Here is a 19,986-nt window from a genome sequence, read left to right as displayed (position 1 = left end):
CCGCACCGGCACCTTCGGCGATGCGGGCCTGCTCCGCGGTGACAACGTCCATGATCACGCCGCCCTTGAGCATCTCGGCCATACCACGCTTGACCCGTGTCGTACCGGTCGCCGGGCTACCCGCATCATCCATGGTGCCTCCAATCTCCACTACGACAGCCAGTGCGCGGCTTGGTGTCGCTACCGACAGGCAGCCAGTGCAAACGGCGGCGAAACCGTTACCGAACAACCCACGACACTATGCAGCAGTAAACGAATCCGGTGCCTTCGGCGACTGCATCAAATCATAATGGTAGGAGTTCCCTGTTATTGATTGTGCGATCCAATGAGCGCCGTTCGGCTTACCGGCAGCAACGGCCGGTAGCAAAGAATCTTATGTGACCATTGCGGGATAAGCCCGCGCAGCACCGGAGGCCGGGATGGGCGATAACTCCCGGATCGTCGAACTCAACGACGACGAGTTGGCAAGGATGCGTGGCGAATACGGTTCGGAAAAGGACGGTTGGGCCGGTTTGGACTTTCACTGGCTCGACGCCGGCTGGCCCGCGTTGCTCCGCCGGTGGATGAGCGATGCGCAACGCGCCGGCGTGATTGACCCTAATGCGATGGTGGTGGCCACTGTTGCCGACGGAAAGCCGGTGAGCCCTTCGGTGCTCCGCAAATTACTGGATGAGTCGGGTGTGGTTTTCTTTACGAGTTACGCGTCGGAGAAGGGTCAGCAGCTCGCTGCGACACCGTATGCGTCGGCAACCTTCCCCTGGTACGAGTTGGGCCGCCAGGCCCACGTGCGCGGTGCGGTTACGAAGGTCAGCGCCGAGGAGACTTTCGAGTATTGGTCCAAGCGCCCTCGCGGTGCCCAGCTGGGTGCGTGGGCATCGCAGCAGTCGCGACCCGTCGGTTCCCGCGCCGAGCTCGACGAGCAGCTTGCGGAGGTGACGCGTCGCTTCGCCGGCCAGGACCAGATTCCGGTGCCGCCGCAGTGGGGTGGCTACCGTATTGCCCCGACGTCGTCGAATTCTGGCAGGGCTGTGAGAACCGGCTGCACAACCGGATCCGCATCATCAACGGCCGGCTGCACAGGCTGCAACCCTGACGGCATAGCCCTTCGCGGGAGAGCGCGTCGATCGGTTCCCGATGACGCGTCGTCGACGGCGAGTCGGGGGACCAACACGCACGTTCGCGGCAATACCGGCCGGACTAGGCTTCACCAAATGCGGGTAGGTGTGCTGGGAGCCAAGGGCAAAGTCGGAGCGACGATGGTGGCGGCGGTCCGGGCCGCCGAAGATTTGACCCTGTCGGCCGAGGTGGACGCCGGTGATCCGCTGAGTCTGCTGACCGACGGCAATACCGAGGCGGTCATCGACTTCACCCACCCCGACGTCGTGATGGACAATCTGAAGTTCTTGATTGCCAACGGGATTCATGCCGTGATCGGGACCACCGGCTTCACCGCGGCGCGGCTGCAGCAGGTGGAGTCGTGGCTGGCCGGCAAGCCCGAGACGTCGGTGCTGATCGCGCCGAACTTCGCGATCGGAGCAGTGCTGTGCATGCATTTCGCCAAACAGGCCGCTCGGTTCTTCGACTCGGCCGAGGTCATCGAGTTGCATCACCCGAACAAGGCCGATGCCCCGTCGGGCACGGCGACGCGTACTGCCAAGCTGATTGCCGAGGCTCGAAAAGGCTTGCCGCCCAATCCCGATGCCACCAGCACCAGCCTGCCTGGAGCCCGTGGCGCCGACGTCGACGGCATCCCGGTGCACGCCGTACGGCTGGCCGGGCTGGTCGCTCACCAAGAGGTGCTTTTCGGTACCCAAGGAGAGACGCTGACGATTCGGCACGACAGCCTCGACCGCACCTCGTTTGTGCCCGGGGTGCTGTTGGCGGTGCGCCGTATCAGCGAGCGCCCCGGTCTCACCGTGGGCATCGAGCCGTTGCTCGACCTGCAATGACGCTGCAATGACGCGGCAATGACGGACATGGCGCGCACCATGCGCATTCAGCTGCTCATCGCTTTCCTGTGTGCGGCCATGCTGGTGTACTTCGTCCTGCTGGGCCGCGTCGCCGTCACCCTGATCGGCTCGGGCCGAGCTGCCGCCATGGGCCTGGGATTGGCCCTGCTGGTCATGCCCGTCATCGGACTGTGGGCGATGATCGCCACGCTGAGGGCCGGATTCGCGCACCAGAAGCTGGCGAGGCTGATCGCCGACGACGGAATGGAACTCGACGTCAGCGCGCTGCCGCAGCGGCCGTCGGGCCGCATCGAACGCGCCGCGGCCGACGCGCTGTTCGACATGGTGCGCGCCGAACTGCAAGACGACCCCGACGACTGGCGTCGCTGGTACCGGCTGGCCAGGGGCTACGACTACGCGGGGGATCGGCGCCGGGCCCGCGAAGCCATGAAAACGGCCCTGAGCATGGAAAGGAGCCGCAGGCACGGCAATGACCAAGACCCTGCTCATCGTGCACCACACCCCGTCGGCGACCACCCGCGAGCTGCTGGAGGCGGTGCTGGCCGAGGCCAACGACCCCGAGATTGAGGGTGTCGACATGATCGCGAGGCCGGCCCTGGCCGCAACGCTTCCCGACATGCTCGATGCTGACGGCTACCTGTTCGGCACCACGGACTATGTGGGCGGATACCCCTCTATTCGGCGAAAGGCCAGCTAGTGCCGCGTCTGCTGATCGTCCACCACACGCCGTCGCCGCACTGCCAGGAGATGTTCGAGGCGGTCGTCGCCGGTGCGACCGACCCCGATATCGAGGGCGTCGAGGTGATCCGCCGCCCAGCGCTCACCGTATCGCCGGTCGAGATGCTGGAGGCCGACGGCTATGTGCTGGGCACGCCGGCAAATCTCGGATACCTCAGCGGTGCCATGAAGCACGCATTCGACTGCGCCTACTACCAGCTCCTCGACTCGACGCGGGGGCGACCGTTCGGCGCCTACATTCACGGCAACGAGGGCACCGAGGGAGCGGAGCGCGGTCTGGCCGCCATCACGACCGGGCTGGGCTGGGCACAGGTTGCCGAGACGGTGGTGGTGATGGGCAAGCCGACCAAGGCCGACGTCGAAGCGTGCTGGAATCTCGGTGCGACAGTTGCCGCTCGGCTGATGGGCTGAGTGCTGATAGCGCGTCGGGCTTCAGGGTGTTCGCGTTCGATCGGGCGGCTGGGTGCCCCGTCGTCGGTCATTCGGCTGGTGCTCGTTCCGGTTCCATCAGTAGCGGCCGGAGGGGACCGGCGGCTTGAGTCGTCGGGGGGATCCGGCCCGGGCGAACAGTGTCGTGTCCGGCAGTTGTCGGTGTCGCGGGGAGCCAGCGTAGTCACGTGCGGTCGGCGTCATCATCCCCGCGACCTCGCGTCCGTCGCGCTGGAAGACGGTGTAGGTCCCGAGTGGACGGGCATCGACTTCTCGGCGTTGCCAGCCGAAGAGTTGGCTGTAGAACTCACCGGCGGTCGGCTGGTCGTCGGTCAGCAGTTCGTTCCAGAGAAACGTGCAGGGCTCCGTCATGAAGGCCTCTTCGTGCGTAGGGTTGGCGACCCGCATCCGCACTACAGTCCAATCGAACGAGTCCAGAGCGGTCAATAAACCGCTGGCGTAGCAGCGTCACAATGTCTCCCGCTTTCGGGCGAGGTCGTCGGTGCCATCGACGCCGCAGCGCGCGAGCGCGCCTACCAACTGGGGGCACGTTGGCGGCGATCATGGTGGAATAAGGGCTGCGTCAACTCAAGCACCACACGCTCGCCTGGAACTCGACGAGAAACGGAATGCCTCAGTGGATTTTGGAGCTGTGCCTCCGGAGGTCAATTCCGCGCGCATGTACGCCGGCGCGGGCGCGGCGGGGCTGGTGGCGGCTGCGGCCGCGTGGAACGGCATCGCAGTTGAGCTGAGCGCCGCTGCATCCTGTTTCGAGTCAATCGTCACCCGGCTCAGGACCGAGCCGTGGTTGGGTCCCGCCTCGCTGTCGATGGCCGCCGCCGCGCAGCCCCTCGTGTCCTGGTTGACCGAGACGGCTGAATCCTCGGCCCTCGCGGCGGCACAAGCCATGGCGTCTGCGGCCGCCTTTGAGGCGGGACGTGCGATGACGGTGGCTCCGGGCGAGGTTGCGGCCAACAGAGCCCAGTTGGCCGAACTGGTAGCGACAAACATCCTCGGGCAAAACATGCCGGCCATCGCGGCCGTCGAGGCACGCTACGGGGAAATGTGGGCACAAGACGCTGCGGCCATGTACGGCTATGCGGTCGCCTCCGCGGCAGTCGGCAGGTTGAACCCGCTGATCGGGCCTTCGGCCGTCACCAATCCAGCCGGAATCGCCGGCCAAGCCGCCGCTGTCGGCCAGGCCGCCGTCGGTTCCGCGCAGCAGGCCGGTCTTAACAACCTGATCAGCAACCTGCCCAACGCCGTTATGAGCCTCGCCTCACCGGCGCCGTCGGAGGCCCAGGTGTCGGGGCTGAATGCGGTCCTGTCATACCTCAGCAAGCCCAATCCGTTGTTCGTCGATCACGCGTGGCACGGCGTCTCGGGCGTGATAGCGGACTTTGGTATGGCCTTGACCACTAGCAATGACGGGGCCGACGCCGCTACCGGGGTCACCGCCAGCGGGGCGGGTTCGGTTGCTGCCGTGATAGGCGCGCGCACGGTTACCCCCGTGGGTGTCGGCGCAACACCGATCGTGGCCGGTTTGGGCACTGCGTCCTCGGTCGGTCAGCTGTCGGTGCCGGCGAGCTGGTCTACCGTCGCACCGGCGGTGACCGCCGACATCGCCTCGGCCGGCACCGGGTGGGCAGTTCCGGAGGAGGACGCAGCGATCGCGGCGGCGCCGCCTGCGCCTGGAATGGTCGTAGCCGCCATAGGCGCCGGCGCGGGCCCACGGTACGGAGTCAAGCCGACCGTTATGCCCAGGCATGTGTTCGGCTGATCCAGGCCCACGGAAACATCCGGAAGCGTCACCGGGTGTAAGGGCTTGGTCGACTTGACGATCACCCGGGCCTGGACCGCGCCGTCAGCCGTGCCTACGGTGTGTGGGTACAAGGCAACAACGACACCGTCGGCGCCGCAGTCGCCGTCGTCGAACTGGAGTGACGTGGAGTGACCAGGTGCCTGACGTAATCGAGATTCCCAGGAATCACAACCCGTTCCCGCGGACGGGGATCCGCCTCGATCGCGCCGGCGTCCCGCACTACGACGAGATTCCCCCCACCCTGCTGGACATGCTTGCCGAGCAGGTCGACCGTCGCCCCGACAGCGAAGCCGTGGTCGAGCTCGACGCTGCGCGGCTGACCTACCGGCAGCTGTGGGATCGTGCTTCGCGAGTCGCCGGCGGACTACGGGCGGGTGGACTGCGCGCCGGCGACCGGGTGGGCGTGCGGTATCCGGCGGGAGTCGATTGGGTGCTGGCGTTCTGGGGCACCGTGATGGCCGGTGGCGTTGTGGTGCCGGTGAACACCCGCTCCACCCAGCCGGAGGTCGATTTCGTGTTGTCCGATGCCGGGGCCCGGATCGACCTGAGCGCGGACACCGCATTGCCCGACGGCGACCCGTTCGTGACCGAACGACTCGGCCCATCCGATGTGGCGGCGCTGTTCTACACCTCGGGAACCACCGGCCATCCCAAAGGTGTGCCGACCACCCACGAGGCATTCGTGACCAACACCGAGAACGGGGCCAGATGTCTTGGGCTGTCACCAGATCTCGGTGACGAGCTGCGCACCCTGATTTCGGTTCCGCTGTTCCACGCGACCGGTTGTAACTCGCAGCTGCTGGCAGCCGCCCGCGTCGGCGGGGCGTCGGTGATCATGCCCGCCCTCAACCTGGACCAGTTGCTCGCGACACTTCCCGCCGAGCACATCTCGCTCCTGGTGACGGTTCCGGCTGTCTACTCGTTAGCGCTGCGGCACAAGGGTTTTCCCGGCACCGACGTCTCCTCGGTGCGTTGGGTCGGCTACGGAGGTGCGCCGATCGCCCCGTCGTTGGTGCGCTCGGTCAAGGACGCGTTTCCGCAAGCAACGGTGTTCAACGGATACGGCATGACCGAGTCGGCCTCCCTGATGACGGTGCTGCCTGATTGGGATGCGGCCGAACACGCCGACTCGGTCGGTTATGCGGTTCCCTCAGTGGATCTCGGGGTGGTTCCGTATCGCGGCGACGACCCCGACCCGGGCGAGATGATGGGCGAGTTGGTGGTCCGCGGGGCGAACGTGACCGCGGGCTACTGGAATCGGCCGGAAGCCACCGCGGCGACGATCGTCGACGGCTGGTTGCATACCGGCGACGGGGTACGTGTTGACGACGTGGGCCGGGTGCACATCGTCGATCGGCTCAAGGACATCATCAACCGGGGCGGCGAGAATGTCTCCAGTGTGGAGGTCGAATCCGCGCTGCTGTCGGCCCCCGGCGTCGCCGATGCCTGTGTGCTGGGGGTGCCGGACGACGTCATGGGGGAGAAGGTCGGCGCGGTGTTGTATGTGGGCGCGGACCCGATCGACGTGACGGCGGTGCTCGACCACTGCCGCCGGCAACTGGCCGACTTCAAGGTTCCGCAGTACGTCACGGTGGTGACCGAAGCGCTGCCGCGCAACGCCGGCGGCAAACTGCTCAAGGGCAAGCTTCGCGAACAGGTCCGGTGGGGTTCGCCGGTGCATTGACCGGCGGTTGGCGCTGTCGCCGCGCAGCGTAGAAATGTGCGCCACGCCTCTCATTTCGATGCCGCTGGTCAACGGAAGATGTCACGCTCGACAGGACAGTGTTAGCACTGCCGGCGTTGGCGTTAAGAAACAGTAACGGGACTCATCGTTGACGCCTTTGGATTGCGACGGCGGGAGCGTGGATCACTAGCCTTATCCTCAACGCACAGACACTGTTCAGCAAATAGCCAGAAGCTGTCCAGCAAATCCACAGAAAGTGGCCGCCGCAACCGGTCGGCATGTTTCGAAACACAAGGAGCACAGATGTCATTCCTGACGACACAGCCAGATGAGCTGGCCGCTGCGGCGGGCAAGCTGCAGACCATCGGCGCGGTGATGGACGCCGAGAACGTCGCCGCAGCAGTCCCGACCACGGGCGTGATACCGGCGGCAGCCGACGAAGTGTCGATGCTGCAGGCGTCGATGTTCACCGCCTACGGGAGCTTGTACCAGCAGATCAGCAGCGAAGCAGCGGCCATGTACGACATGTTGGTGAATACCCTCGGCGTCAGCGCCGGGACCTATGCGGCCGCCGAGGCGGCCAATTCTTCTGCGGCGGCCTCGCCCTTGTCGGACATCCTCGGGGCGCTGCTGCCCAGCCAGACTCCCGGATGGATCACGGATCTCGCCAATATCTTCAACATCGGGACCGGCAACTGGGCATCGGCCGCGTCGGACTTGCTGGCGTTGGGCAGCGGTGCGCTGCTGCCGGTTGCCGCGGAGTCCGCCGAAGCCGGCGCCGCCGAAGCCGTGGGCGGCGGCGCCGGCCTGGCACCGGCGGCCGTGGCCGAGGCCGCGGTCGGCGGGGCGCCGATCGCCGCCGGCCTGGGCGAGGTGTCCTCGATCGGCGCAGCCGCTCCTCCGACCTGGGCGGGGACGGCCACGTTGGTGTCGAGCACGCAAGTCGGCACGCTGCAAGGTGCCGGCTGGACCGCCGCCGCACCGCAGGCGGCGCCGGGCGCCGTCATTCCCGGCATGCCGGGATTGGCGTCGGCGACGCGCAACAGCGCCGGCTTCGGTGCCCCGCGCTACGGCGTCAAGCCCATCGTCATGCCGAAGCCGGACGCCGTCTAGAGCACCCGCATCCGATACGAACCGGACTAAATCAAAGGAGTCGGATAACAATGGATTTCGGAGCTTTACCCCCTGAGATCAACTCCGCACGCATGTACGCCGGTGCGGGGGCGGCGCCCATGATGGCTGCCGCCGCAGCATGGAACAGGCTTGCCGTCGAGTTGAGCACCACGGCCGCCTCGGTCGAATCGGTGATCACCCAGCTGACCACCGAGCAGTGGTTGGGTCCTGCGTCGATGTCGATGGCAGCCGCGGCTCAGCCCTACCTCGCCTGGCTGACCTACACCGCCGAATCCGCCGCTCATGCGGGCTCGCAAGCCACCGCGTCCGCGGCCGCCTTCGAGGCGGCCTTCGCCGCGACCGTGCCGCCGGCTGAGGTTGCGGCCAATAGGGCGCTGCTGGCGGCGCTGGTGGCGACGAACATCCTGGGCCAGAACACACCCGCCATCGCGGCCACTGAGGCGCACTACGGTGAAATGTGGGCGCAGGACGCGTTGGCGATGTACGGCTATGCGGCGTCGTCGGCGGCCGCCGGGACGCTGAACCCGTTGACCACGCCGTCGCGGATCGCCAACCCGGCCGGGCTGGCCGCGCAGGCGGCCGCGGTGGGCCAGGCCGCCGCGGCTGGTACGGCCCAGCAGGTGGGGCTGGCGAACCTGATCACCAACGTGCCCAACGCGGTCATGGGGCTCGCGTCGCCGGCCGCGTCGGTTTTCGACGCGACGGCCCTGGGCGGAATCATCGATGACCTGCTCGGCAATACGTTCGTGCAGAACGCCATCAACGGTGCGGTCAATACCGCGGCCTGGTTCGTCATGGCCGCCATTCCCAACGCGGTATTCCTGGGGCACGCCCTGGATGCCGCGAACGTCGCGGGTGGGTCTGCTGCCGCCCAGCTGGTTCCAACCATCGCCGGACCGGCGGCCACGACGCACGCCGTGGCACCCGCGGGCGCGGGCTCGGTCCTGGCGGGCCTCGGCCAGGCGTCCGCGGTCGGCAAGTTGGCGGTGCCGGCGAGCTGGTCCAGTGCCGCTCCGGCGTTGCCTTCGGGCACCACGGCGTTGGAGGGCAGCGGCTGGGCCGTGCCCGAGGAAGCCGGACCGGTCACCGCGATGCCCGGCGCGCCGGGGATGGCCGCCGCGGCCAAGGGCAGCGGTGGTTACGCCGGACCACGGTACGGCTTCCGGCCGACCGTGATGCCCAAACAGGTCGTCGTCTGATCCGGACCGGCCGGGCCGTAATGTGGCCGGTATGTGGTCGCGCGTCAGGATGGCCGGGGTGTCCGAATGAGGCTGCTGATCGCGAACCGGGGTGAGATTGCGCTTCGAATCATCCGCACGGCAACCGAATTGGACATCCCCACGGTCGCGGTTTACGCCGCGGACGACGCCGACAGCCCACACGTGCACGCGGCCGACCAGGCAATCGCCCTGCCCGGCAACGGTATCGAGGCCTACCTCGACGCCGCGGCCATCCTGGCCGCGGCCGAAGCGTCCGGCGCCGAGCTGATCCACCCCGGCTACGGGTTCCTCAGCGAGAACCCCGGATTCGCGCGGGCCTGCAGGGCCGGCGGGTACACGTTCGTCGGACCCGACGCCGAGGTGCTGGAGCTGGTCGGGAACAAGTCTGTGGCCCGCACGGCCGCCGTCACCGCCGGGCTGCCGGTGCTGGCGGCGACCCAAGGCCCCAGCAGCCTCGGCGACATCCAGGAATTCTTTGCCGCTCAGGTCGGCGGCGCGATCATGATCAAGGCGCTCGCCGGCGGTGGCGGCCGGGGCATGCGCAAGGTGACCAGCGCCGGCCAGATCGATGATGCCTACCGTCAGTGCGCCGCGGAAGCGCGACTGGCTTTCGGCAACCCGGCGGTATTCGCCGAGGCATATCTGGGTGCGGCACGGCATTTGGAGGTGCAGGTCGTCGGCCAGCCACCGCATGCGCTGGCGCTGGGCGATCGTGACTGCAGCATCCAGCGGCGCTACCAGAAGCTGGTTGAAATCGCTCCCGCCCAAGGCCTTTCGGATAGCCTGCGCCGTGCGTTACACCGGGCCGCAACCTTGCTCTGCGCCGGCGTCGGGCTGCGCGGGCTGGCCACCGTCGAATTCCTGGTCTCCGCTGAGGAATTCGCCTTCTTGGAGGTCAATCCGCGCATCCAGGTTGAACACACCGTCACCGAGGCGGTGACCGGGCTGGACCTGGTGGCGCTGCAGCTGGCCATCGCCGGCGGTGCGTGCTACGACGAGCTGGGGTTGCCGGCCGGGATTTCCTGCGAGGCAACCAGAGTCGCCGGTGATCCCGCCACGGCACGGGGTATCGCTATCCAGACCAGGGTCAACGCTGAAACCATGGCGGCAGCCGGGTCCATCCTACCCGCAGCGGGCACCCTGACGGTGTTTTCACCCCCGAGCGGCCCCGGGGTCCGCGTCGACACTTACGGCCGGGCGGGGCTGTCAGTGAATCCACGCTATGACTCGCTGCTGGCCAAGGTCATCACCCACGTATCCAGGTCATCCTTCGGCGCGGCGGTGCGCAAGGCGCGCACGGCGCTGTCGGAGTTCAGCATCGAGGGCGTCGCCACCAACCTGGCATTGCTGCAAGAACTCTTGTCGGACAACAAGGTTCAATCAGGCATCGTCACGACGAGTTTCGTCGACGAAAAGCTGCCCGGCCTGGCGGCGGCCGCGCTGTCTCACCGGCGCGCCCATCGGGTGGCCGCGGTCGAGCTTTACCCGGGTGAAGAGGCGTTGCGTGCCCAACTGGCCGGCACGGTGGTTGACGTCGCGCCAGAAGGTACCGAGGTGGGCGCCGACGGGCAGTTGGTGGTGCTCGAGGCGATGAAGATGCAGCATGTCCAGGCGGCTCCGGATGCACTGCGGACGGTCCGCAATCTGGTGTCGCCCGGTCAGGTGGTCGCGACCGGCGACCCGCTGCTGGTGTTCACCCGCACCAGCGTTGTCGGTGGTGAATCATCAACTGCCACCATCGATCTGGGTCGATCGCGGGCCGACCTCGACGGGGTCCGGCAGCGTCATCGGCTCACCCTGGACGAGGGCCGGGAAGCTGCGGTGGCCAAACGGCACCAGCAGGGTCGGCGCACCGCACGTGAGAACATCGCCGACCTGGTCGATCCCGGCAGCTTCGTCGAATACGGTGCCCTGGTGATCGCCGCGCAACGCAGCCGGCGCTCCGAGGAGGACCTGATCGCCAACACCCCGGCCGACGGCCTGGTCGCCGGCGTGGCCACTATCGGCGCGGATCGGTTCGGCCCGGCCGCCGCCCAAACGGTCGTCGTGTCATACGACTACACCGTGCTCGCCGGGACCCAGGGCATGCGCAACCATGCCAAGACCGACCGCGTCTTCGATCTGGCCGTGCGAAACCGCTTGCCGGTGGTGCTATTTGCCGAGGGCGGCGGGGGCCGGCCCGGCGACACCGACGTCGGTGGCCGGGCCGGGCTGGATGTGCCGACGTTCCGGGTACTGGCCGGCCTGTCCGGCCGGGTGCCGTTGGTGGCCATCGTCTCCGGCCGGTGCTTCGCCGGCAATGCCGCCCTTGCCGGGGTGTGCGACGTGATCATCGCAACGCCGGACGCCAATATCGGCATGGGCGGCCCGGCGATGATCGAAGGCGGCGGGCTCGGCGTCTACCCGCCGGAGGCGATCGGGCCGATCGAGGTGCAGCGGCGCAACGGCGTGGTGAGCCTGGTCGCCCATGACGAGGCGCACGCGGTTTCGCTGGCCAAGCAGTACCTGTCGTATTTCCAGGGCAGCGTCGACAGTTGGGCGGCACCCGACCCGCGACTGTCCCGGCATATGGTGCCGCAGAACCGGTTACGCGCCTACGACGTGCGCCGGGCGATCGAGTCCGTCGTCGACGTCGACTCGGTGCTGGAGTTGCGTCGCGACTACGGGGTCGGCATCCTCACCGCGCTGGTTCGCGTCGAGGGTGTGGCTTACGGGTTGATCGCCAACAGCAGCCATCATCTGGGCGGTGCCATCGACGCCGAGGCGTCGGATAAGGCCGCCGACTTCCTCGCGTTGTGCGAGTCGTTCCGGCTGCCGGTGATCTCGCTGTGCGATACCCCGGGATTCATGGTCGGTCCGGACTCCGAGAAAGAAGCCACGGTCCGGCGCTTCGGCCGGATGTTCATCGCCGGCGCGCGGTTGACAGTGCCGCTCGGAATGATCATCTTGCGCAAGGGTTATGGATTGGGTGCGATGGCCATGGCCGGTGGCTCGTTCCATGCGCCCGAGTTCACGGTCGCCTGGCCCACCGGGGAGATCGGCGGCATGGGACTGGAAGGGGCGGTGCGGCTCGGGTTCCGCAAGGAGCTGGCCGCAGCCGTGGACGAGATTGAACGCCAAGCGCTTTTCGAGCGGCTGGTGGCCGCGGCCTATCAGCATGGGAAGGCGTTGCGCTCGGCCACCACGTTCGAACTGGACGACGTCATCGATCCGGCGGAGTCGCGGACCTGGATCAGCAGGCTGCCGACGCGATGACGGTGTGGGTGCGCAGCCCCAGCCCCAGCCCCCGGTTTCCACAGGTTTAGATTGGCTAACATCGACGACACAGAAGGCGCAGCACGATGACCTCACTGGATCTGACCGGCCGTACCGCCATAGTCACCGGCGCCTCCAGGGGAATCGGGTTGGCGACAGCGCAGCGCCTGGCCACCGCCGGCGCCAACGTGGTGCTCACCGCCCGCAAGCAGGAGGCCGCCGACGCAGCCGCCGCCGAGGTCGGCGAGCGCGCGGTGGGCGTCGGTGCTCACGCGGTCGACGAGGAAGCCGCCCGACGCTGTGTGGACCTGGCGCTCGAGCGCTTCGGCAGCGTGGACATCCTGGTCAACAATGCGGGCACCAACCCGGCGTTTGGTCCGCTGATCGAACAGGACCACGCCCGCTTCACCAAGATCTTCGACGTCAACCTGTGGGCCCCGCTGCTGTGGACCTCGCTGGCCGTCAAGGCATGGATGGGCGAACACGGCGGTGTCGTCATCAACACCGCCTCGATCGGCGGTATGCACCAATCACCGGCCATGGGGATGTACAACGCTACCAAGGCCGCCCTGATTCATGTGACCAAGCAACTGGCCCTGGAACTTTCGCCGTGGGTGCGGGTCAACGCGATCTGCCCCGGCGTGGTGCGCACCAGGCTGGCCGAGGCGCTGTGGAAGGACCATGAAGACCCGCTGGCGGCGACCATCGCACTCGGGCGCATCGGCGAACCGGTCGACGTGGCCGAAGCCATCGGCTTTCTGGTCTCGGATGCGGCGGGCTGGATCACCGGAGAGACCATGGTGATCGACGGCGGCCTGCTGCTGGGCAATGCCCAGGGGTTCAGGGGTTTTCAGCCGAATCCCGGAGGCGCGCAATGAGCATTCAGGAGGACCTGCAAACCCGGGTGCGGGCGCTGCTGGACCAGCACGACCCGGCCACCACCGACCCCCCGGAATTCCTCGGCGCGCGGTTCGACGCGGGGCTGGCCTGGGTGCACTTTCCGGTTGGCTTCGGCGGGCTCGACCTGCCGCGCACGTTCCAGGCACAGGTCGACGCGCAATTGGCGGCGGCAGCAGCGCCGCCAGCCGGCGGCGGGCGAAACATCATCGGGATCGGCATGGCAGCCCCGACGATCGTCGCGTTCGGAACCGAAGATCAGAAGCGAAAGTTCTTGCGCCCGTTGTTCACCGGTGAGCACCTCTACTGCCAGCTGTTCAGCGAACCCGGCGCCGGGTCGGATCTGGCCGGAGTCGCCACCCGTGCCGTGCGCGACGGGGACGGCTGGATTGTCAACGGGCAGAAGGTATGGACGTCGATGGCCCAGCACGCACAGATGTCCATCCTGGTCGCCCGCACCGACCCGAACGTGCCTAAACATGTTGGGCTGACGTACTTCTTGTGTGACATGAGGCAACCGGGAATCGACATCCGGCCGCTGCGTCAGATCACCGGCGAGGCGGAGTTCAACGAGGTATTTCTCACCGACGTCCGGGTGCCCGACGCGAACCGGCTCGGCCCGGAAGGCGGCGGCTGGCGGGTCGCGACCACCACCCTCAACAACGAGCGGGTCGCGATCGGCGCACGGACCGGAATCCCGCGCGAGGGCGGTCACATCGGCAGGGTCACCGAGGCCTGGCGTGACCAACCGGCGCTGCGCAATCCCGCGATGCATGACGAGATGATGCGGCTGTGGGTGGAAGCCGAAGTGCTGCGGCTCACCGGCGAGCGATTGCGCCAGCAGGCCGCGAGCGGTCAGCCCGGGCCCGAGGGCGCCGGTATGAAAGTGGCGTTCGCCCGTCTGGCGCAACAGATCTCGGGCTTCGAACTCGAATTGCAGCCCGAATCCGGCCTGGGATACGATGACTGGACGCTGCGCCGGCCGGAGACCGTCGATCTGATCGGTCGCGGCCCGGGGTATCGCTACCTGCGGGCTCGCGGCAACTCGATCGAAGGCGGGACCTCGGAGATTCTGCGTAACACCATCTCCGAGCGGGTCCTGGGCCTGCCCGGTGAACACCGGGTCGACAAGACCGTCGCCTGGAAGGACTTGCCGCGATGAGCGCCGCGGACCTGCTGTACTCCGACACCGAGGAGGCGCTGCGGGACAGCGTTCGGCAGCTGCTCGCTGATCGGTGTCCGCCGGAGCTGGTGGTGCGGGCCTATGATGTTCCGCCGCAAGACTTTTCGGAGCTGTGGCGGAGGCTGGCCGCCGATCTGGGGGTGGCCGGGCTGCTGGTTCCCGAGTCGCTGGACGGAGCGGGCGCGAGCGCCCGCGAAGCAGCGGTGGTCATGGAGGAGATCGGCCGGGCCGTCGCGCCGGTCCCATTCCTGTCCAGCGCGGTGCTTGCCACCGTCGCGCTGTTGCGATCCGGCGAGACCGATACCATCGCGGGTCTGGCCGGTGGTGCGGTCACCGCGGCGCTGGTGGTGCCGCTGTCCACCGCGCCGGGTGATCCGGTCACCGGGGTGCGCAACGGCGCCGACGGACTGACCGGACGGGTCACCAGCGTGGCGGGCGCCAGGGAAGCCGACGTGCTGGTGGTGCCGGTCGCCGGGCCCGACGGGGTGGAGCTGCATACCGTCGCGCGCGACGCGGCCGGTGTCGAGATCTCGCCGTTCTTGACCTTCGACATGACCAGACCCCTTGCGGACGTGCAGTTTTCGGGTGCCGCGTCGTCGCGGGTCGGGAACGGGCCGGCCGAAGCGGCGCTGGCCGAGGCGCTGCAGACCGCAGCGGCGCTGCTCGCCTCCGAGCAGCTGGGGATTGCGCGGTGGTGCCTTGACACCACACTGGCCTACACCAAGGAGCGTAAGCAGTTCGGCCGGGCCATCGGTTCGTACCAGGCGATCAAGCACCGGCTGGCGGACTTGTGGTTCGAGGTTGGTGCGGCGACGGCAGCGGCCCGCTACGCCGCCGATACCTGCGCCCGGGGCGATGCAGACGCCGCCATTGCGGCGGCGCTGGCGCAGGCCTACTGCAGCGGGGTCGCGGTGCACGCCGCTGAGGAATGCGTGCAACTGCACGGCGGCATCGGAATGACCTGGGAGTATCCCGCGCACCTGTACCTGAAGCGGGCCAAGAGCGACCAGTTGGCCCTCGGCACTGCCTACCGGCACCGCGCTCGACTGGCCGCGTTGGTCAACCTGCCGGTCACCTGACGTCGGCAAGGATCGGGCGAGCAGGCACAGAATCGCATGCCACGCCGAGGATTTGGGTGATTCTCTGTCTGCTCGCCGGATCAGCGCGGTAGTGCCGACGCGAAGATGTCCGTCATCGCCGCCCAGTGCCGCTCGGCGCACGCCTGGTCATAGGGCGGGTTGTCCGGGACGGCGAACCCGTGGGCGCCCGGATACCACTCGATGGTGTGCTCGACGCTGGCCGCGGTCAGCGCTTTGTCGAGTTGTTCGGCGTGGTCGGCGGTGAACGACGGGTCGTTCTTGGCGCCGCCAACGTAGACCGTGGCCCGTATCCGCTCGGCCAGCAGATGCGGGCTGTCGGCGCTGTCGGTGACCAGGCCGCCGCCGTGAAACGATGCCGCGGCGGCGACCCGATCGGGCTGCCGCCCGGCCACTACCAGCGAGATCCGTCCACCCATGCAGTAGCCGCACACACCGAATCGCTGACCCCTCACCTCCGGGCGGCTGGCCAGCCAGTCGAAGAATGCGCCGGCGTCGCGGGTGACCCGGTCCGGGGTCAACGTGCCGATCATGAACATGATGCGCGCCCGCTCCTTCGCGTCGCCGAACGCGGTCGCCATATCGAATGCGGCCCAGGCGCCCTCGCGGTAGTACACGTCGGGTAGCAGCACTGAGTAGCCGTTGCCCGCCAATTGGGCAGCCATCTGGTAGAAGGTTTCCCGCACGCCACCCGCGTCGGGATACATCACCACACCGGGCCAGGGGCCTTTGGCGCCGTCGGGACTGAACAGGTGGACGGGGCAGCTGCCGTCGGGCGTGGTGACGGTATCGGTGAGTTTCGGCATGGCCTCCGTTGTACTCCTGCGGCCTCGCCGCGGGGTTGATTGGCGTCGACCCGCCGCGCCCTGCTTCGCCGGGCTTGCGATCGCCGCGGGGTTGATTGGCGTCGACCCGCCGCGCCCTGCTTCGCCGGGCTTGCGATCGCCGCTAAGCTGGCCGCGTGGTGCCGATTTTGACTCCCTATGAGGACCTGCTGCGCCTGGTGCTCGAAACGGGTTCGGCCAAATCCGACCGTACCGGCACCGGCACTCGCAGCCTGTTCGGCCAGCAGATCAGGTACGACCTGTCCGCCGGCTTCCCGCTGCTCACCACCAAGAAAGTCCATTTCAAATCGGTGGCCTACGAGTTGCTGTGGTTCCTACGCGGGGACTCGAACATCAGCTGGCTGCACCAGCACGGAGTCACCATCTGGGACGAATGGGCGAGCAGCACAGGTGATCTCGGTCCTATCTACGGTGTGCAATGGCGGTCCTGGCCGACCCCGTCGGGTGGGCACATCGACCAGATCAGCGCCGCCCTGAATTTGCTGCGCACCGATCCCGATTCGCGGCGGATCATCGTGTCGGCTTGGAATGTCGGCGATATCCCGCAGATGGCGCTGCCGCCATGTCACGCGTTCTTCCAGTTCTACGTCGCCGACGGGCGGTTGAGCTGCCAGCTCTACCAGCGCAGCGCTGACCTGTTTCTCGGCGTGCCGTTCAACATCGCCAGCTACGCGCTGCTGACCCATATGATGGCCGCGCAGTCCGACCTTGACGTCGGCGAGTTCGTCTGGACCGGCGGAGATTGCCACATTTATGACAACCACCTCGAACAGGTCCGCGAGCAATTGTGCCGTGAACCCCGGCCATACCCCAAACTAGTTTTGGCCCAGAGGGATTCGATTTTCGACTATACCTACCAGGACATCCTCGTCGAGAACTACCACCCGCATCCGGCGATCAAAGCCCCAGTAGCTGTATGACAACGGTGGGCCTTATCTGGGCTCAGTCAACGTCGGGTGTCATCGGCCGCGGCGGTGACATTCCCTGGCGGGTACCCGAAGACCTCGGCCACTTCAAACGGGTCACCCTGGGCCACACCGTGGTGATGGGCCGGCGGACCTGGGACTCGCTGCCGGCCGCAGCCCGGCCGCTGCCCGGCCGGCGAAATGTGGTATTGAGCCGCCAGACTGACTTCGTGGCGGAGGGAGCCGAGGTGGTCGGTTCACTCGAGGACGCCCTCACCGGCCCGGGGGACACCTGGGTGATCGGCGGCGCGCAGGTCTACACCCTTGCCCTGCCGCGGGCCATCAGGTGTGAGGTCACCGAGGTCGACGTCGACCTACCCCGCGACGACGACGACGTCCTGGCCCCGCTGCTCGACGAGACATGGCACGGCGACGTGGGGCAGTGGCTGGTTAGCCGGTCGGGATTGCGGTACCGGTTTCACAGCTACCACCGGTGATGAGCACCCTGACTGTCGCGCAGGCCCGCCGGGTGGCGGTCGCGGCACAAGGCTTCGCCGGGCCCACGCCAGCCGGGCCGATCACCGGAGCACATCTGCGACGGCTGATCTCGCGGATTCAGGTGCTGCAGCTGGACTCGGTGTCGGTAGCGGTACGGGCACACTACGCGCCGGTGTTCAGCCGCCTGGGACCCTACGACCGCGACGTGCTGGACCGCGCCGCATGGGGTCCGCGCTCGTCGCGTTTGCTGGTCGAGTATTGGGCGCACGAAGCCGCATTGATGGCCGTCGACGACTGGCCGTTGCTGCGCTGGCGAATGCGTCAATACCCGCATGGGCGTTGGGGAAGCCAAATCGTCAAGGCCAACCCGCAGCTGGCCGATGACATCGTTGCCGCGGTGGCCGAACTCGGACCCAGCACCGCCGGTCAGATCGAAGCGCACCTGGCCGCCGAGCCGCGCCTGCGAAAAGGAACCTGGTGGAACCGCAGCGACACCAAGTGGATCGCCGAGGCGCTATTCGCCTGCGGCGTGCTGACGACGGCCACCCGCGTCGGGTTCGCCCGCCACTACGACCTGGTGGAGCGAGTACTGCCGGCCGAGGTGCTGGCGCGGGAGATCGACGACGACGAAGCCGTCCGGCAGCTCACCCTGCGAGCCGCCACCGCGCTGGGCGTGGGCAACGAGGCCGACATCCGCGACTATTTCCGGCTGACCGCCCAACAGATCAAGCCGGCGATCGCAGACCTGGTGGCCGCGGGTGACATCGAGCGGGTGAGCGTCGAAGGCTGGCCGGCGCCGGCCTACCTTCGGGCCGGCCAGACCGTGCCGCGCCGCGACCGCGGCACCGCGCTGCTGTGTCCCTTCGACCCGTTGATCTTCTTCCGGCCACGGGTCAAGCGGCTGTTCGATTTTCACTACCGCATCGAGATCTACACCCCGGCGGCCAAACGCCAGTACGGCTACTACGTGTGGCCGCTGCTGCTGGACGGACAGCTGGTCGCGCGGGTGGACCTCAAAGCCGACCGTGCCGCCAAATCGTTGCACGTGGTGGGGGCGTTCGGCGAGCCCGACTCACCGCGGACGCGGGTCGCCACGGTGCTGGCCGGCGAACTGGCGTCGATGGCGTCCTGGCTGGGATTGAGTGGGGTGGCCGTGTCGGAGCGAGGCGATTTGGCTGGGGAGCTACGTACGGCCGTCAGACGGGTCGGCTAGATGGAACAAGAGGTCCGGTTGGGCGACCATCTCGAATTCAGTGCGGGCGATGTATTGCAGGTACGGCTCACCGCCGGGCGTTATCCCGTTTATGGGGCAAACGGGGCTATCGGTTATACAACGCAATGCAATACCTGCGGCCCGCTGATAGTAATAGGACGCGTTGGATCCTATTGCGGTAGTTTGCGCTATTGCGATGGTGATGCGTGGGTGACCGATAACGCCGTGATATGTCGCGCAAAGAGGCCCGAAGAAACACGATATTGGTATTACGTGCTGCAGACCTGCGCCCTTAATCGATACCGCACAGGATCCGGACAGCCGCTGCTTAGCCAGAGCATTCTCAAGAACATTTCGGTGTGGGATGTCCCCCACGACCGTCGTGCAATCAGCGAGGTTTTCGGCGCCCTGGATGACAAGATCGCCGCGAACGAGCGCGTCGTCGAGACCGCCGAGGCCTTGATGGTCGCGATGGTCGAGCGCATCTCCGATTACACCGCCCTGTCCGATTTGGCGACGAGGTCAACAGCATCCCTCGACCCTCGAGGATTCGATGGCGTAGTCGCGTACTACAGCTTTCCAGCGTTCGACAACGGCACCCGACCAAGCATCGTCGACGGGAGGTCGATCAAGAGCGATAAATTCGTGCTATCGGAGCCCTGTGTATTGTTTTCGAAACTGAACCCGAGAACACCGCGGATTTGGAACGTTACGCAGCTCCCTGCGGAAATGGCGGTGGCGAGTACCGAGTTCGTCGTACTGCGGCCGATTGGCGTCGACCCTTCCGCCTTATGGTCAGCGCTGTGGCGACGCGACGTCTTGGCAACACTCCAACAGAGGGTCGCGGGCATGACTGCAAGTCGCCAACGGATACAGCCGCATGAACTGCTAAGGGTCGTCGTGCCGGATGTACGGCGGTTGAATCCCGGGCGGGCGCATACGTTAGCGAACCTCGGCGTTTTGTGTCACCAGCGAAGAGCAGAATCCGCAGAGTTGTCAGCAGTGCGTGACGCCATGCTGCCGCTCCTGATGTCCAGCAAGGTCCGCGCCAGGGACACCGTCGCGCTGGCCAACTTGGTGGTGTAGAGGATCTACC

At 67.1% G+C, this 19,986-nt stretch carries 16 protein-coding genes and 4 pseudogenes; 17 read left to right on the top strand and 3 right to left on the bottom strand.

Annotation, left to right across the window (positions count from 1 at the left end; translation table 11 throughout):
- Positions 1-133: pseudogene (locus tag CDN38_RS03975) on the bottom strand (pyridoxal 5'-phosphate synthase lyase subunit PdxS); the annotation flags it as partial.
- Positions 134-419: 286 nt separating this feature from the next.
- On the opposite strand from CDN38_RS03975, the pseudogene pdxH reads away from it, so the two are divergent.
- The 5 genes and pseudogenes from pdxH to CDN38_RS03950 all read left to right on the top strand — a co-directional run bounded on the left by pdxH (position 420) and on the right by CDN38_RS03950 (position 3,119).
- A pseudogene (gene pdxH, locus CDN38_RS03970) lies at positions 420-1,093 on the top strand (pyridoxamine 5'-phosphate oxidase).
- Positions 1,094-1,211: 118 nt separating this feature from the next.
- The gene (dapB, locus tag CDN38_RS03965; RefSeq protein WP_075510878.1) at positions 1,212-1,949 is read left to right on the top strand and encodes a 4-hydroxy-tetrahydrodipicolinate reductase; all 738 of its coding nucleotides are present in this window, start codon (positions 1,212-1,214) and stop codon (positions 1,947-1,949) included.
- 27 nt (positions 1,950-1,976) lie between these two features.
- A pseudogene (locus tag CDN38_RS03960) lies at positions 1,977-2,438 on the top strand (hypothetical protein); the annotation flags it as partial.
- A gap of 1 nt (position 2,439) precedes the next feature.
- A pseudogene (locus CDN38_RS03955) lies at positions 2,440-2,634 on the top strand (flavodoxin); the annotation flags it as partial.
- Between the two features lie 32 nt (positions 2,635-2,666).
- Positions 2,667-3,119, top strand: coding sequence for a flavodoxin family protein (locus CDN38_RS03950; RefSeq protein ID WP_075510871.1), 453 nt, complete (start codon positions 2,667-2,669; stop codon positions 3,117-3,119).
- 96 nt (positions 3,120-3,215) lie between these two features.
- Here CDN38_RS03950 and CDN38_RS03945 read toward each other — a convergent pair whose 3' ends face one another.
- Positions 3,216-3,509 carry a VOC family protein gene (locus tag CDN38_RS03945; RefSeq protein WP_180276284.1) on the bottom strand — a complete coding sequence of 98 codons (294 nt, stop codon included), beginning with the start codon at positions 3,507-3,509 and terminating at the stop codon, positions 3,216-3,218.
- A 265-nt stretch (positions 3,510-3,774) separates the two neighbouring features.
- Here CDN38_RS03945 and CDN38_RS03940 point away from each other — a divergent pair, with 265 nt between their 5' ends.
- The 8 genes from CDN38_RS03940 (at position 3,775) to CDN38_RS03905 (ending at position 15,411) form a co-directional block, all read left to right on the top strand.
- Positions 3,775-4,917 (top strand): PPE family protein, encoded by a 1,143-nt coding sequence (locus tag CDN38_RS03940; protein ID WP_075510870.1) that lies wholly within the window; start codon positions 3,775-3,777, stop codon positions 4,915-4,917.
- 178 nt (positions 4,918-5,095) lie between these two features.
- Entirely contained in the window at positions 5,096-6,643 is a 1,548-nt protein-coding gene (locus tag CDN38_RS03935; protein WP_075510877.1) for a class I adenylate-forming enzyme family protein, read from the top strand.
- Positions 6,644-6,946: 303 nt separating this feature from the next.
- Positions 6,947-7,756: a PPE family protein, SVP subgroup gene (locus CDN38_RS03930; protein ID WP_075510869.1), complete on the top strand. Its 810-nt coding sequence runs from the start codon at positions 6,947-6,949 to the stop codon at positions 7,754-7,756.
- A 50-nt stretch (positions 7,757-7,806) separates the two neighbouring features.
- Entirely contained in the window at positions 7,807-8,976 is a 1,170-nt protein-coding gene (locus CDN38_RS03925) for a PPE family protein (protein ID WP_075510868.1), read from the top strand.
- Between the two features lie 66 nt (positions 8,977-9,042).
- A complete protein-coding gene (locus CDN38_RS03920; RefSeq protein ID WP_099318783.1) occupies positions 9,043-12,252 on the top strand; it encodes an acetyl-CoA carboxylase family protein in 3,210 nt (1,069 codons plus the stop codon).
- Between the two features lie 86 nt (positions 12,253-12,338).
- Positions 12,339-13,130 carry an SDR family oxidoreductase gene (locus tag CDN38_RS03915; protein ID WP_075510866.1) on the top strand — a complete coding sequence of 264 codons (792 nt, stop codon included), beginning with the start codon at positions 12,339-12,341 and terminating at the stop codon, positions 13,128-13,130.
- Positions 13,127-14,311 carry an acyl-CoA dehydrogenase family protein gene (locus tag CDN38_RS03910; protein ID WP_075510865.1) on the top strand — a complete coding sequence of 395 codons (1,185 nt, stop codon included), beginning with the start codon at positions 13,127-13,129 and terminating at the stop codon, positions 14,309-14,311. Before CDN38_RS03915 ends, CDN38_RS03910 begins: the two co-directional genes overlap by 4 nt.
- On the top strand, positions 14,308-15,411 hold the full coding sequence (locus tag CDN38_RS03905; protein WP_075510864.1) for an acyl-CoA dehydrogenase family protein: 1,104 nt from the start codon (positions 14,308-14,310) through the stop codon (positions 15,409-15,411). The genes CDN38_RS03910 and CDN38_RS03905 overlap by 4 nt, the downstream gene beginning before the upstream one ends.
- Before the next feature lie 80 nt (positions 15,412-15,491).
- Here CDN38_RS03905 and CDN38_RS03900 read toward each other — a convergent pair whose 3' ends face one another.
- Positions 15,492-16,235 carry a dienelactone hydrolase family protein gene (locus tag CDN38_RS03900; protein WP_075510863.1) on the bottom strand — a complete coding sequence of 248 codons (744 nt, stop codon included), beginning with the start codon at positions 16,233-16,235 and terminating at the stop codon, positions 15,492-15,494.
- A gap of 158 nt (positions 16,236-16,393) precedes the next feature.
- On the opposite strand from CDN38_RS03900, the gene CDN38_RS03895 reads away from it, so the two are divergent.
- From CDN38_RS03895 to CDN38_RS03880, 4 genes are read left to right on the top strand one after another with little or no spacing between them, the layout of a single operon-like run.
- Entirely contained in the window at positions 16,394-17,194 is an 801-nt protein-coding gene (locus CDN38_RS03895; protein ID WP_075510876.1) for a thymidylate synthase, read from the top strand.
- On the top strand, positions 17,191-17,676 hold the full coding sequence (locus tag CDN38_RS03890; protein ID WP_075510862.1) for a dihydrofolate reductase: 486 nt from the start codon (positions 17,191-17,193) through the stop codon (positions 17,674-17,676). The genes CDN38_RS03895 and CDN38_RS03890 overlap by 4 nt, the downstream gene beginning before the upstream one ends.
- A complete protein-coding gene (locus tag CDN38_RS03885; protein ID WP_075510861.1) occupies positions 17,676-18,890 on the top strand; it encodes a winged helix-turn-helix domain-containing protein in 1,215 nt (404 codons plus the stop codon). The genes CDN38_RS03890 and CDN38_RS03885 overlap by 1 nt, the downstream gene beginning before the upstream one ends.
- Entirely contained in the window at positions 18,891-19,976 is a 1,086-nt protein-coding gene (locus tag CDN38_RS03880; RefSeq protein ID WP_075510860.1) for a restriction endonuclease subunit S, read from the top strand.
- Positions 19,977-19,986 lie beyond the last annotated feature (10 nt).

This window comes from Mycobacterium ostraviense (assembly GCF_002705925.1).
GTDB classification, from domain to species: Bacteria; Actinomycetota; Actinomycetes; order Mycobacteriales; family Mycobacteriaceae; genus Mycobacterium; species Mycobacterium ostraviense.
The sequence above is the reverse complement of the archived record's forward strand: the minus strand, read 5'-3'. Positions and strand labels throughout refer to the sequence as shown.

What these genes read in the sequence shown, in the direction of transcription:
- dapB (WP_075510878.1), top strand. Translation starts at nt 1,212, where the DNA reads ATGCGGGTAGGTGTGCTGGGAGCCAAGGGCAAAGTCGGAGCGACGATG.
- CDN38_RS03945 (WP_180276284.1), bottom strand. Translation starts at nt 3,509, where the DNA reads ATGACGGAGCCCTGCACGTTTCTCTGGAACGAACTGCTGACCGACGAC.
- CDN38_RS03930 (WP_075510869.1), top strand. Translation starts at nt 6,947, where the DNA reads ATGTCATTCCTGACGACACAGCCAGATGAGCTGGCCGCTGCGGCGGGC.
- CDN38_RS03925 (WP_075510868.1), top strand. Translation starts at nt 7,807, where the DNA reads ATGGATTTCGGAGCTTTACCCCCTGAGATCAACTCCGCACGCATGTAC.
- CDN38_RS03920 (WP_099318783.1), top strand. Translation starts at nt 9,043, where the DNA reads ATGAGGCTGCTGATCGCGAACCGGGGTGAGATTGCGCTTCGAATCATC.
- CDN38_RS03915 (WP_075510866.1), top strand. Translation starts at nt 12,339, where the DNA reads ATGACCTCACTGGATCTGACCGGCCGTACCGCCATAGTCACCGGCGCC.
- CDN38_RS03910 (WP_075510865.1), top strand. Translation starts at nt 13,127, where the DNA reads ATGAGCATTCAGGAGGACCTGCAAACCCGGGTGCGGGCGCTGCTGGAC.
- CDN38_RS03905 (WP_075510864.1), top strand. Translation starts at nt 14,308, where the DNA reads ATGAGCGCCGCGGACCTGCTGTACTCCGACACCGAGGAGGCGCTGCGG.
- CDN38_RS03900 (WP_075510863.1), bottom strand. Translation starts at nt 16,235, where the DNA reads ATGCCGAAACTCACCGATACCGTCACCACGCCCGACGGCAGCTGCCCC.
- CDN38_RS03890 (WP_075510862.1), top strand. Translation starts at nt 17,191, where the DNA reads ATGACAACGGTGGGCCTTATCTGGGCTCAGTCAACGTCGGGTGTCATC.
- CDN38_RS03885 (WP_075510861.1), top strand. Translation starts at nt 17,676, where the DNA reads ATGAGCACCCTGACTGTCGCGCAGGCCCGCCGGGTGGCGGTCGCGGCA.
- CDN38_RS03880 (WP_075510860.1), top strand. Translation starts at nt 18,891, where the DNA reads ATGGAACAAGAGGTCCGGTTGGGCGACCATCTCGAATTCAGTGCGGGC.